At 35.3% G+C, this 13886-nt stretch carries 12 protein-coding genes, 1 tRNA gene and 1 pseudogene; 12 read left to right on the top strand and 2 right to left on the bottom strand.

The genetic code is table 11. The annotated features are described in order from the left end of the window. Nucleotides 1-22: 22 nt before the first annotated feature. Nucleotides 23-112, top strand: a tRNA-Ser gene (locus OSH00_RS12900). A 275-nt stretch (nucleotides 113-387) separates the two neighbouring features. On the opposite strand, the gene OSH00_RS12895 is transcribed toward OSH00_RS12900, so the two are convergent. Beyond that, on the bottom strand, nucleotides 388-2628 hold the full coding sequence (locus tag OSH00_RS12895) for a TonB-dependent receptor (RefSeq protein ID WP_266130746.1): 2241 nt from the start codon (nucleotides 2626-2628) through the stop codon (nucleotides 388-390). 1117 nt (nucleotides 2629-3745) lie between these two features. Between OSH00_RS12895 and OSH00_RS12890 the strand changes: the two genes are divergently transcribed. The 5 genes and pseudogenes from OSH00_RS12890 to OSH00_RS20575 all read left to right on the top strand — a co-directional run. Next, entirely contained in the window at nucleotides 3746-4111 is a 366-nt protein-coding gene (locus OSH00_RS12890) for a hypothetical protein (RefSeq protein WP_266130745.1), read from the top strand. A gap of 4 nt (nucleotides 4112-4115) precedes the next feature. Continuing rightward, nucleotides 4116-4850 (top strand): hypothetical protein, encoded by a 735-nt coding sequence (locus tag OSH00_RS12885; RefSeq protein ID WP_266130744.1) that lies wholly within the window; start codon nucleotides 4116-4118, stop codon nucleotides 4848-4850. Between the two features lie 263 nt (nucleotides 4851-5113). Then, complete coding sequence (locus tag OSH00_RS12880; protein WP_266130743.1) at nucleotides 5114-5461, top strand: hypothetical protein; 348 nt, start codon at nucleotides 5114-5116, stop codon at nucleotides 5459-5461. 46 nt (nucleotides 5462-5507) lie between these two features. Continuing rightward, nucleotides 5508-5831: a hypothetical protein gene (locus OSH00_RS12875; RefSeq protein ID WP_266130742.1), complete on the top strand. Its 324-nt coding sequence runs from the start codon at nucleotides 5508-5510 to the stop codon at nucleotides 5829-5831. Between the two features lie 375 nt (nucleotides 5832-6206). Beyond that, nucleotides 6207-6356, top strand: a pseudogene (locus OSH00_RS20575) (MipA/OmpV family protein); the annotation flags it as partial. 219 nt (nucleotides 6357-6575) lie between these two features. On the opposite strand, the gene OSH00_RS12870 reads toward OSH00_RS20575, so the two are convergent. Further along, nucleotides 6576-7274, bottom strand: coding sequence for a DUF1826 domain-containing protein (locus tag OSH00_RS12870; protein ID WP_266130741.1), 699 nt, complete (start codon nucleotides 7272-7274; stop codon nucleotides 6576-6578). 469 nt (nucleotides 7275-7743) lie between these two features. Here OSH00_RS12870 and OSH00_RS12865 point away from each other — a divergent pair, with 469 nt between their 5' ends. The 6 genes from OSH00_RS12865 to OSH00_RS12840 all read left to right on the top strand — a co-directional run bounded on the left by OSH00_RS12865 (nucleotide 7744) and on the right by OSH00_RS12840 (nucleotide 13767). Continuing rightward, nucleotides 7744-8280: a Csu type fimbrial protein gene (locus OSH00_RS12865; RefSeq protein WP_266130740.1), complete on the top strand. Its 537-nt coding sequence runs from the start codon at nucleotides 7744-7746 to the stop codon at nucleotides 8278-8280. A gap of 62 nt (nucleotides 8281-8342) precedes the next feature. Next, a complete protein-coding gene (locus OSH00_RS12860) occupies nucleotides 8343-8897 on the top strand; it encodes a spore coat protein U domain-containing protein (RefSeq protein ID WP_266130739.1) in 555 nt (184 codons plus the stop codon). An 11-nt stretch (nucleotides 8898-8908) separates the two neighbouring features. Next, entirely contained in the window at nucleotides 8909-9415 is a 507-nt protein-coding gene (locus OSH00_RS12855) for a Csu type fimbrial protein (protein WP_266130738.1), read from the top strand. Nucleotides 9416-9434: 19 nt separating this feature from the next. Next, on the top strand, nucleotides 9435-10238 hold the full coding sequence (locus OSH00_RS12850) for a fimbrial biogenesis chaperone (protein ID WP_420909521.1): 804 nt from the start codon (nucleotides 9435-9437) through the stop codon (nucleotides 10236-10238). Then, the gene (locus tag OSH00_RS12845) at nucleotides 10238-12748 is read left to right on the top strand and encodes a fimbria/pilus outer membrane usher protein (protein ID WP_266130736.1); all 2511 of its coding nucleotides are present in this window, start codon (nucleotides 10238-10240) and stop codon (nucleotides 12746-12748) included. Before OSH00_RS12850 ends, OSH00_RS12845 begins: the two co-directional genes overlap by 1 nt. Further along, nucleotides 12748-13767 (top strand): Csu type fimbrial protein, encoded by a 1020-nt coding sequence (locus OSH00_RS12840; protein WP_420909520.1) that lies wholly within the window; start codon nucleotides 12748-12750, stop codon nucleotides 13765-13767. The genes OSH00_RS12845 and OSH00_RS12840 overlap by 1 nt, the downstream gene beginning before the upstream one ends. The last annotated feature ends 119 nt before the right edge of the window (nucleotides 13768-13886 follow it).

Raw genomic sequence — 13886 nt, 5'->3', positions numbered from 1 at the left:
AGCTTAGTATTCTTGCGCACATGGAAGCGTGGCAGAGCGGTTTAATGCACCGGTCTTGAAAACCGACGAGGGTGTGAGTCCTCCGTGAGTTCGAATCTCACCGCTTCCGCCAAATATCTAAAAAGCTCTTGTGATTACAGGAGCTTTTTTTTGTCTGAATCTTTTATGATGCTTTGATTAAGTTTATTTTCTATATTTAAAAGTCTTTATACAGTTTCTATTTGAGATTAATATTTTTATAGGTTCTGATAGATTCTTCGGTGTCCTTGATTCAGTTTAGTGTCGATAAAATGTGAAAAAAGAGGCTATTCCAATTCAGTTTTTAAGCCGAATTTAGAACAGCCTCTTTTTAATGCACTAAAAATTATTCAAATGTCAAAATTTTTATTACCATTTATGGCTATATGATGCTTTTAGCGTAAGCCCATTTGCCAATAAATGGCTGGTATTATCACTACTACGCATTAACTGGCTATATAGAGGATAATACTTACGGTTAAATATATTCTCTAAACCGATCGTTACAGTATCTTTTTGATTAAGCGCAAAACTCGAGATTAAGTCAGCAGTAGTATAGGATTTAACGTCATAACGACCAAAACTATTTGCGTTATTTAAGCGGTAATCTTTTGAGCCGAAGTAAGTCGCTTGCAAACGGTTTGTCCAAGTTTCAGTTGGGTTATAAGAAATATAGGCCAATAGTTTTAATGGTGGAATACGGAATCCTGTCATATCCTGTTCATTTTGAGTGCCTTGGGGCTGTTCACGACCTTCCATGACGCTGATGCTGCCACCCGTTCCCCAAACATTTGCATCATCTATATAATCTAAAGTCGCCTCAATACCTGTCACTTTCTCTTTTGTTCTAGCAAGCACTAAACCATTGTTGAACGATTGCACGCCTCCAAGATCAGACGTTGAATGGAATACTGCTAAACTTGATGAAAAATTATTAAAGTTTCCTTTCCATCCAAGTTCATAGTTATCTACTTTTACGGGTTCTAAAAATGATGAACCAAGATTAAATCCATTACCTGCATTACGGATAATCACACCGACATCAGGTAACTGAAATCCTTGATTGAAAGAAGCATATATTGAATGTTGATCTGTCGGTGAAAAGGTTAGATTGGCATTGTATAACCAAGCATTGGCTTTTACTTTACCGCCTGGAACCGTATAAGGTTGAGTCTTGCCTAATTGTGATAATGGCACAAAACTATCAATTTGCGCATAGGTATCTTCATAGCGTGTCCCTGCTTCTGCTGACCAATAATCGTTAAAGCGGTGTTTCAGTTGTAAAAAACCGCCTATGCTTTGGGTAGTTAACTCTGGCAAATAAATGAGTTTTCCAATTTTTACAAAGGTTAAGCCACCAGATTGATCATAAATTTGAGGATCAAAAATATCTAAAGGCATTTCACTTTTTTCTCGGCTGAAGTCTCCGCCCCAAACAAGTGATGTATCACCTAAAAAATCAACTGGGGTGGTAACGGTGAGACGGCTTCCTAGCACATTATTTTCTTGATAAATCTGATCGACCTGCTTACCACGATTTGCATTTGAACGGGCATCGAATGGTGAAAAACGTGTAAAGAAGTCACGATAATAAATTTGTGCATCAACTTTTTGACCAAACAGGTCTTTATGGTTATAAGTTAAATTGTAGATTTGGTTCTCATTTTTATTTTGATTTTTTAGTTTTAGCCCAGTAATTGCTTTGGCAGGCACAGTGCCAGCTGGAAATTTTTTGGTACTTGGATCAGATGCATAATCCGAATCCTGTTCAGCGTTGTAATAATTTGCTGCAAGTTGTATATATTGATTATCATCAATGTGATAACCAATTTTTCCTCCTATGCTATAGGTATTGGCATCAAATAAATCTCCTTGAGCTGGTTCAGGGGCAACACGATCGCCACTTGCATCGTAGGCACTACCAATACGCTGATAACCAAAGTCGAATGCGTAATCAAATTGATTAAAATTACCTGTGAAATATTGGTGAATATCGCCACCTAAAGCATCAGAACGGAAATTTGTTAAAGATGTTTGTAGTCCAACAACTGTTTTTGCGGTAGGTTCACCGCCCGCGGCTTTGGTTGTGATCGAGATAATACCACCGGCAGCACCGCTACCATAAATTGCATTACTCCCTCGAATGACTTCAATGTTGGCAATACTTTCAGGGTCTATTGCCGATAGTCCTCTTGCCGTATCCCGTGTAAGGTTCATGGGAACACCATCAACCAAGATGAGGGCATTACGACCACGTAAAGTTTGACCGTAATCTGTCATGGTGCGACTTGAGTCTGATAAACCAGGTACTGCTTTGGCTAAAACAGTTGCAATATTTCCAGATGAACCATTTCTTAAGCTTTCAATTTGTTTTTCATCGAGTTTGGTGACCTGCTTGGCAGATGTGGAGAGTTCATCTGCACGTGAAGCACTGATTGTAATTGTAGGGAGTACGCCAGGTTTCTTTTCAGTTTCTATGGATTCGGAAGTTGAAGCTGCAAATACTGGGTTTGAAAGAAAGATGACCCCACTGAATGAAAGAAGAGGAATGATACTTCTGATTTCAGACTTGCTTTTAAAAAGTGTATGATTTTTTGTCTTATTTCCCATTTTTCTCGCCTTGAGATTGCTTAGAAATTTGAGGAATTATAAGTGAGAATCATTGTGATTAACAATATTACTATTCAACAGCAACTGATTAAAGTCAGGTTATTGAATCTATAAGTTTGCAACCGTTTTTATGATTCCTAAGACTGTAATGTCCACAAGTTTATGGTCGAGGGGAAAGCCTATCCTAAATCAAAATAGTAAAAATCCTTTAAATAGACAATCTATGCTCTGTGTATTTCAAAAAACTCGCAACTGTCTTTGTTTAATCATTAAAAAACATGAAAGAGATGTTTTACCTTCTCTTTGATAACGCTTCAGTTGAGGTAAAATTCATACATATACTTTTTTTAAATCTTATATTTTTGTCTATAAATATTCATGGAAATAAAAATTCTTTTAAAATTGCTAGACCCTGGCGATATTTTAGTAGATATCAAGTCAAATAATTTATCCCTTATTGCCCTTTTGGTATTTGGTATTTGGTATAAGTAATATTTATAGTAAATCTGTTTCATAAATCAAAAAAGCTCATCTTTTTGCTTATTTTTCCTTCTGATAAAATTAATATTTTTAAGCATAATCTGCGTATGGAATATTTCGACTCAAAAAACTTTCTGATGCCTAGTTTAAGAGTTATAAATGTATTTCTCGTTCAACATTTCCTCTAATTTTCGAACAAATGCAGATGAATATTCCAGTTAAAGGTAAGATTACCAAAACTGTGCATTTTGGATTAGATGCTGTGCTAAAAATATATAATTGAGAAATTAATAAAAGAAGAATTGGGGTTGAGTATGTATTTGGTATATTAAAGATTTTAGAAATGCTTACATAATATTATCGAAAGAGAGGGAAACGACTTAGCTTGAGGTTTAATTTGATTGCTGAAATTTATAGTTTGGAACTGTATAAAACGATTTATAAATAAGTCTATGAGGTGAATTAATAATTATTATGAAATTGATTTTTCATTACATTAAATCATTAATGTATTTGATTTTTTTTGCAGCTTAATATTGTTTGAATTTGTAAAAAACTATGTTATACATAATTAAATATTGTATTTACAGTATTTATTCTTCTTAAGAAATCATAAATTTATTACATGGATTTTAAAATGAAAAAATCAATTACAAGTATATTTTCACTTTGTTTAATCAGTGGCTTATTGGTCGCTTGTGGAGGAGGTGGAGGTGGAGATAATGTCAGTTCTTCTGGTAATTCTGGTAATTCAGGGGCAGGAACACAAGCAATTACTGAGAGTTGTTCAACACCAGATAGCGGTAAAACTTATCTCGTAAGTACGAATGGCTGTTTAATCAAAACTTCTTCTACGACTCAAACAGGCGTATGTACTTCTACAACAACTATTAAATTATTAACAGGTACAGGTCTCACTAAAGATAAAGTGATATCCGAAGGTGCTAGCTTTAGTGCTGGGAGTAACCTATCTATTAATGGCGTAAGCTATAAGTGCGTTTAATAATATGTATCTAAAAGAAATTCTCATCGGCTTGTGCTGTTTTGGTACAGGCTATGGAATCGCTTTGATGAATACTGATGACGGGTTCAATAATCCGTCTCATTCATACAACGAAATTGATTCCAAAATACTAAGCGAAAATATAAATAAACCGATTCCAAAAAGCCATGATGATCAATTTAATGCGTTGATATCACAATCAAATGGACGTGTTTTATCTCAAGCAACAATCGAAAAAATTAAAATGATACTCAATCAAATGCCAGAGCAAGAAGTTGAAAGTTATCTATCTAAGGCATTTCCTTTGAATAACTTTAATTCTATTCAAAATAAAAAACAGTTTTCAGGAAGACTATTGGAAGAACTGTCAAGTGAAGCTATTGTTTCTAAAGAGGATATGCAAGGTAAACTTGTTTTATCTAGAAATCTAAGTAACAACTTACAGTCTGAGAATATGTCACAAATCTATAAGAATCAACAAATCGTTGCTCATTACGATACCTTAGGGAAATTATCGAAAAGTGATCAAGTTTTTGTGAAATGGGTGAATAAAGATAATGGTGAGGTATTATTGTTTACACCTCAGCCTGTAAATCCTCAAAGTGATCAGAATTGGGTAAGTTATGCTCCACCAGATGGTTGGAAGCCTGGTGAATATGCAATTCAGTATTTTCAAGTTGATGATAAGTTAACCCCTATTGCTCAAGCTGATTATACGATTGGACAAGTATTGGATTAGTTTACACTATCATTGTTTTTTATAATTTTAGTGAGTATTGAGTTTAAGGAATTAACTTTAAATAAAATACAAGATTAAGTGTAATAAAATCTAGAAGTAAACTGATTTTTAAAAATTACAATTAAATATAATTTTGTAATAAGGATATTTATTGAAGGTTGTCGAGTAATTAAAAGTTGTTTAATTTATAATACCACTCTTTTGCTAATAAAATTAAGTGATGTAAAAGGGTTAATATTTTTTGATATTATTGGATTTAATTTATGAAAAAAATTTTCATTATTTTTAGTTTTTCTTTTATTTTGACTGCCTGCAATAGCATTCAGCCTTCACACCAGAATACAGAAACGGTAGACTTATCTAAATTGTCGAACTGTGAACAAATTAATGATACTCTTAAAAGTACATTGGTTAATTTAGATGAATTAAAAAAACAGAAAAAAATAACCAATACTGGTAATGCAATGAATGCAGCGGCTGCATTGTTGAGCTTGAATCCTTTGGCATTATTCGATCACAGCCGTACAGGAGATATTGATAGATTGATTGAAAATCACTCAAATCAAGTCGTATTACTAAATAAGTTACAGCAAGAAAAATGTACTCAATGATTTTTAATAGTTGGTATTTAGCTTTTAAAATAAAATAAGGTTTTTTATGAATAGATATCTATTATTAATTTTATTTTTTATATTTGCAAATGGTTGTGCAACTATAAATAAAATAAATGATTCAATCTTAAATCAGGGAGTTCGATATAAAGAACCTATCACTGGTAAAACTGCAAATGTTAGAGTTTTTTATGGGTTAGGTGAAAGTATTAGAATTTTTCCAAATTCTATTACAATAAAGGATATAAAAAATGATAAAGATAAAGGGGATGCTTTTACGAGTGTTAAGACATCAGGTATGTTAGGAGCAACAAAATTTGAATATACTCCTAAAAGCTTAGGTATGCCTAATGCCCCAATAAATAATTAAAATTATGGTGAGTTTAAAGTTCCAGCGGATAGGCCTATTCTAATTTCAATGACATATAGTTATAATAATGGAGCTAGAACCGAGTTCTGTAAAACAAAAGTTTTTAGAGTTAATTTTGAAGAAAATAAAAATTATTTTTTGGCAATAAATGTTAATTCGGGTTGTTCTTATTTAATTAAAGAATATGTAGGTGATATAAAAGTACCATTAGATAATGTGGAAGTGTTATAGTTCATAGCATTTAAATCTATCTTTTCTTTAAATAGACAGAATAGAATTAACGTATTTTTATTTAAAAATGGATATATTGACTCTATTCTGTTTTATAAGTTAGGTTTTACGCATTACAATTTGATTTTTTAAAATCCTTATGTTTCATTCGGTGCAAGCTATAATATTAATAAAAGCTGGCGTACAACGGCAATCGTGACACATGAGTTTATCCCTCATAAAGTTGTAGATTCACCTTTAATTGATCAAGACTCTAGAACATCTTTGTTTTTGGGTATTTCTCGTAAATTCTAGGCAATTTATAAATCTTGGATACTCGTGTTGGGTCATCTCAACATGATCTGCCTAGGTAGTTAAGCAGGATATTTATTTGATCTTTAATTTAAGTATTCACTCAAAACTTGATTTAACAGTTAGCCATTTTAATGGGGCTGTGTTTCTAAATTTGAGCTAAAGTACCAAGGTTAATATTTTTAACTTCAAATTATTCTTAGTATCTATTTTAGTTGTTAATTAACAAATTAACAGCAACCTATATTCACCATCACTTTCCACAGGCGCTCGATGAATACAAGGTAAAACTTGCTGTGTCGGGTGGTCGACTGCCAAACGCCAAAGATGACCTAAGCCTAGATTTATTGGTGCTGCATCAGGGGTAGCCTGATAATGCAGATCAAAAAAACAGTCTTTTAAAAAGTTTTCAAATTCTGCTGCTGATCCATCATGAAGTGTTTTAAGTTTTTCTCGAATTTCTGGAATATGTATTTTCTGTTCAGCCTGAGCGTTTGGTAAAATATCACTAGACGCGCCATGATAGGTACATAAAAAAGTATCCGTTTCAATTGGCGAGCGGTCAACATGGAATGAATACACATCAGTGGAAATGAAATCTAATTCCTCATCACGTTCATAATATTGAATGAGGTTTAGTGTAGGCGATGTGCCAAGTAGTGTTAATTGTTCTATGTCATTTAAGATGGTTTTTCTTGCGAGTTCACCTTGCTCAGTGAGTTCTAAAGCAAGAAGTTCTTCCTCTGAAATTTCAGTAATATTTTCTTTAGGTACAATCTTAGCCACAATCTCTTTAAAATCACCTGCTAAATTTCTGTGCCAACAGATTGCATTGGTATCCCCTTGAAAAGTTGTATTGATCAGCTCTTCAAAACTGGACGCGAGGTGAATTTGGATGCAGTCTGAAAATGAATGGGTCATATGGATGGATCATATAGCGGTAAAAATAAATTGAACAATGTTCAGTTTGAGGGATTGGAAGAACTGCCGAGTAACGCCAGCTTCATCCCTAATTAAGATTTAGCTTACTGATACTCATATCACTCTGCAATACCCATAACAAGCATAAATCATGACTGTAATATATCTGAATTATTGCTTCAACTCAGACTGCTTTCGTTAAATTTAACATTTTAATATTTAAACAATAAAAGAATGAGTATTTAAATATCGTTTCAATCATTAAAGTGTTTTATTTCTATGTTTTAATCTTCGGTATAATTTAATTCATATATATTTCAATATTTATTCATAAAATACAAAAGATTATGTTTTAATTTTTTTTATTGCCAAGTGTGTTTGTTGAACACGTATTAGTCACATGCAATCATTTATTTGCTCTCCACTTTTGTGTTGCAGTTTACAAATAATGATTATCATGGGATTTAGTATGAATATTTTAAAAAAATTAACACTGACTGTGTTTTTGGGTACAGGTTTTATCGCAACAACGCAAGCTGCAGTTACTGGTCAAGTAGATGTAAAACTGAATGTATCAACGGGTTGTACAGTAGAAGGCTCTCAAGTGGCTGGAAATATTAACCAATTTGGTACATTAGATTTTGGTAAGACTTCTGGTAATTGGGCAAATATATTAACAGCACAAGTTGCTTCATCTGCTACAGGCAGTCATCTGAATGTGAAATGTGATGGTACAACACCAGTTGATTTTACAGTTGCGATTGATGGCGGTACACGAGGTGATCGCAGTCTTAAAAATACAGCTGGCACAGACTTAATAAACTACAATGTGTATCGCGATGCCGCACGTTCAAACCTATATGCTGTCAATACGCCACAAGCTTTCACTGCTACAGTTGGCGCATCTCAACAAGTTCCAATTTTTGGTGTGATTGCTGCAAATAATGGTACCGCAAAAGCACAAGGTGATTATCAAGACACTTTATTGGTAACGGTTAATTTCTAACGGGTATACGTAACAATGAGTAGGTTTGTTCACTCAAGCAAATCTACTTTGAGGAGGTGCGTATGCATGTGCTGCTAAAACAAAGCCTTTGGCTACTGGCCTGTAGCCTTCTTTCATCCATCGCGATTGCAGGACAAATGTCGGCTAAATTAAATTTGCAACTTGAATTAGAGTCTTCTTGCAATATTAATAATCAGCCGATAGATGATGGAACAAATGGATTAAATTTTGGTCAATTGAATTTTGGGGAAGTCAGTGCTTCATTTAATCATGTGTTGGAAACCAGTTTAAGCAACGGTTCTACAGCAGGTTTGACGATTCAATGCCCTGAAAATCTCCCAATAAGAATTACTTTTGGGGCAGGCTTACACGACAATCATGTTCCGGCACCTTTTAATACAAACTACTTCCATGCGGTCAGTAATGGGACCGATTTTCTCGCTTATAACATTTTATATGGAAGTGGTTTTGAGATATTAAGGCCAAACCAATCTGTCACGTTGAACAACAACGGTCAATTACAGACACTCAATCTTACTGGGCGAACTGTGAACAACGGTCGAGCAGTTTCACTTGGACAGTATACCGATACGATTCCAATTACAATTGAATTTTAAAGAACACGATCATGAAAAAAATAGCTTTGAGCGTTTTACTTTTGTTGGTTGTGCAGGATGGAAATACAGAAACAACAGCAAATTTTCAAATGCAGGCGACGATAGAAAATGGCTGTGAATTAAACAGCACTGAACAATTACTTGATTTTGGTCGTCACGCATTAATGTCCCAAGACAATGTAAATGGCTCAGTGATAAATACAGCACAAACTTGGAATATTCACTGCACTGCACTTTTGCCTGTGATGGTCATGCTCAATGGCGGTGATCATTTTTCAAATAATTCTCGCCGATTGAAGCATGAGCTACGAAACGATTTTGTTGCCTACCGACTCTATCAAACGACAAATTTGCAAAATGAATATCTGCGTGGAAATACTTACGCTCTAACGGCAACGACCTCTTTAAATTCTCTCTTGAATTTTTCTGTGTATGGCGTAGCTGATTTGAATAATAACAATCAACCACGATCAGCAGGTCTATATAAGGATACGGTTGCAATAACGATTACATGGTGACTTTATGAGTTTAAATAATATGAAAATATGCTCGAGCAACGTTTTTTTTACTGTTGCTATGTTGACGATTACTTCACCTGCATTGGCTCAGGCGACATTTTTAATCTGGCCAATTTATCCAAAAATTGAGGCTGATGAAAAAGCAGTTGCTGTTTGGCTGGAAAATACGGGTAAATCTGATGCGATGGTCCAAATTCGGGTATTCAAATGGGAGCAGGATAATCTGCAAGATCATTATACGGAACAAAATGACGTGATTCCGAGTCCACCTGTTGCCAAAATAAAGGTGGGTGAAAAGCATATGTTGCGCTTGACCAAAGCGAGTAATTTGGTCGCTGGAAAAGAAAATGCCTATCGAATTATTGTAGATGAATTGCCGATTAATCTGAATGCTGAAGAAGTAAAAAAAAATGCATCGACTGTCAGTTTTCAGATGCGTTATTCCATTCCATTATTTGTTTATGGTAAAGGGTTGGGAAGTGGTTTGACTCAAACCTCCCAAAGGATGAATGTTAAGAATCCCTTGGCTAGACCTTTATTAAGCTGGTGGATAAAAAACAATCCAGAGGGCAAACCTGAACTTTATATTAAGAATGAGGGGGCAAAATTTTCAAGACTTTCAGGAATTAAATTAAGTCCCGATTCAGCACAAATGGCTTTTGGAAAGACCGCATTTGGTTATGTGTTGGCGCACAGCACCATGAAATTCGATCTCGATGATCATTTACTAAAAAATCTCAACCATCAAATTTCTTTGTATGGTGTGGATAGTTCAGGCGTGCAACAGGAGTTAATTGAGATTAAAAAAGCGGGGGGAGGATAATGCATTGTCTATCGGGTTTAAAATCCCCACTTTTTTTAAGCAAAAGCCTGACTTTGATATTGATATCCAATCTTCCATTAGTTTCTTGTCATATCTATGCAAACAATTTGCCCCCACCACCAAGAAATATTTCAGAAGTGAATAGCCTATTTAAACTTTATCTAGACTTGGTTGTGAATGAGTATTCGACCTTACAGACTGTTCCAATCATTGTTAAAGCGGATCACTATTATGTTCAACAGGCTAAAATAGCTGAACTTGGAATCAAGATTCCAGAATCAGCATTAAAGGATCAACAGGGAACAATACTGACTGATTTAGATATTTTTTCTTTAGGTTTTTCTGGCAATGCATCTGAATGGATTGCATTGGATCAAGTGTCAGAATTGAACTATCACTATAATCCAGTAAAACAGTATCTTAGTTTAAATATCCCTGCCAGTTGGATGCCTGTTCAGATACGAGGTCAGGATTTCTGGTATCTGCCTGAAACAGCTCAATCTGGAATAGGCTTGTTAAATAACTATGACTTGTATGCTTATCGTCCTGAGCAGGGAGGGTACAGCAGTACACTATTTACAGAACAAAGATTTTTCTCACCATACGGTGTGTTAAAAAATTCAGGAATTTATAGTAAAACTGATTTTAAATCTGTTGGAAAAAATGCACAGCAGAACAATGGTGGATATCGCAGATACGATACATCATGGCAATATGATGAACCTCAAAATGCGCTTTCATATTTGATTGGTGATATTTTCACTGGCAATAAAAACGCTTGGGGGAGCTCAGTTCGTTTAGGTGGATTACAGGTCCAACGTAATTTTGGCACACGCCCAGATTTAATTACCTATCCTTTACCTCAGTTTAAAGGCGAGGCTGCACTTCCAAGTACAGTTGATTTGCTGATTAATGGGCAAAAAATCAATTCGACAGATGTACATTCGGGTCCCTTTATTTTGAACAATGTGCCCTTTGTCAATGGGAAGGGAGAGGCCGTTGTTGTCACAACAGATCGGGTTGGTCGGCAGGTTGCAACAACTGTTCCGTTTTATATTTCTAATACGCTTTTAAAACCTGGATTATTAGATTATTCCTTATCAGTCGGACAGGTCAGAGAAGATTATGGGATTAAGGATTTTTCTTATGGAAAATTTGCAAGTTCAGGAGATATTCGCTATGGCATCAATGAGTGGTTTACTGCTGAGGGGCGTATCGAATTTTCCAATACGATTCAGTTAGCAGGGCTAGGCTCAGTCATCAAGCTGAATCATTTTGGTGTTCTCAGTGGTTCTGCTACGCAAAGCTGGGCGGAAAAAGACGTTAATCAGATATCGGATCAAGATATTAAGGGGAATCAATATATTTTAGGGTACAGTTATAACCAGCAGCGCTTTGGGCTGAGTATCAACTATTCGCAACGTGATCGAAATTATTATGATCTGTCTAGACTGCAATATACTGGTTTAATTTCAGCGAACAGTAATCAGAATTGGGTGGCCAATACTTATTTTGCAACGGATAAGACAGGGACTTTTGGTGCAGCTTACATTCAAACCAAGACCAATGATATTGAAAATAAATTGTTGAATCTATCTTGGGCGCCAATACTGCCGTCTTATATGCGGGGCGCAACTGTTTCGTTAAGTGCGAACCGTGACTTTGTTGAAAAAGATTGGAGTATGGCATTACAGTTATCTGTACCACTTTTTGGAAAAAAGGCAACCTCAAGCTTAGGATACACTCGACAATCAAGTGGATATCAAGGTTATATCAATTTCAATCGTGCGACGCCTTTAGCAGGAGGTTTCGGGGTTGATTTAAGTCGACGCATTAATGAAAACAGTGATGATTTTAATCAGGCCCGTATAAGTTATCGCAATCGATATTTCAATACAGATTTGGGCATGTCAGGTGATCAAGATTACAGTTACTGGTTAGGTCTTTCAGGATCATTTGTTTTGATGGCTGGTGATGTTTTTGCATCCAATAGACTGGGTGAATCTTTTGCACTCATAGATACCAATAAAGTAGCAGATATTCCCGTTCATTATGAAAACAGTCTTATTGGACACAGTAATTCTAAAGGTTTCATCTTTGTACCGTCTGTGACCCCGTATTACGCGGCAAAATATAGTATCAATCCAATCAATCTACCTTCAAACTTTAATGCCACTCAAGTCGAAAACCGAATCGCTGCTAAACGAGGTTCAGGTGTCGTTATCAAGTTTCCAATCAAGCAATCTTATGCTGCAAATGTTTATTTGACTGAAAGCAATGGTCAACCTATTCCAGTGGGTGCTGTCGTACACCGTGCCCATCATGGGTCAACTTATGTGGGGATGGATGGTATCGCTTATCTTGAAGATCTCAGTGCTGAAAATAGCATTAGAGTTCAATTGCCTGATCAGACTTTGTGTGAGGCGAAATTCTCATTAGATCTAGAAAAGGCCCAGCAACAGATTGCAGTTATCAAGTCAGTGACTTGTCATGAGGTGGTTCAGCCATGATGCTTAATTTAAAAAAAATATTTCCATTCGGGATGTTGACTGGGTTGTTATTTATGTCCACTCAAAGTCATGCAGATTGTCAAGTGAATACAAATGGAAGTTATTCCATAGGAAGTATTTCATCTATTGCTCTGATGGATACGGGTGTAGCATCTAATCAGTTCAATGCGGGTTTAAGCTGTACTGGATTTAGTCTAGCTGCCTTAAATATGACTTATCTAAAATATAAGGTGAGTCAGATTCCGGAAAGTTATAAAAATACTATTACAGGTGAACAGCTTTATGTAAGTTATTTGGATACCAATAATAATCCAATTACAATTAATCAAGAAGTTGACTTGAGTAGTTTTACGATACTTAACTTTTTTTCTGGTCCAAATAATTCTTTACCTTTTTATGTTCGAATTAATGCAGGACAAGCGGTTTCACCAGGAACCTATAAATCTGAAGTTCCGTATAAAGTGCGATGGTATTACTCCGTACCAGCACTTGCTGTTGCGGGTTTAGGAATTTATTTTGAAAGTTTTGGTTTTTTTAGGGGAATATTAGGACTTGGGTTGAACTGGGGTACTGGTGAAGATGTGGTGACAAATCTAAGTATAGAAGTTTTACCTGATTGTCGTATTTCTACAAATAATGTCAATTTCGGTACTGCTGCATTTGCAAATGCTTTTGAACCTGTGCAAACCTCTATGGGGATCCGTTGTTCTGTAAGAACACCTTATCATGTCAGTTTGAATAATGGCTTGTATCCACGAAATGGAAATCAACGTGCGATGAAATCAGTTATAGGGAATAATTATTTAAATTATGAAATTTATAAAAATTCAACAACAGAACGTTGGGGGAGTAGCGGGACTGAGCGATGGTCTAGTCTGAATGCGACCACCAATGCAGGAATTCATGATGCAAGAACACAACAGGGCTATGCATTTACAGCAAAAATTCTAGATAACAATTCAGCCAATCTACCCTCTGGGACTTATAAAGATACATTAACTGTACAGATTGAATTTTAATGATCATCAGTATTTAAAGTAGCTAATGATACATGCTTGAATGAAAATATTTTACTGAGTAACTGAGGTTTTTGATGGATATGTGGAGCAATTTTTATATGCTTATCAAGCAATTTGAT

This window comes from Acinetobacter nematophilus, from assembly GCF_026344175.1.
GTDB lineage: Bacteria > Pseudomonadota > Gammaproteobacteria > Pseudomonadales > Moraxellaceae > Acinetobacter > Acinetobacter nematophilus.
This window is presented reverse-complemented; position numbering and strand designations above follow the sequence as displayed.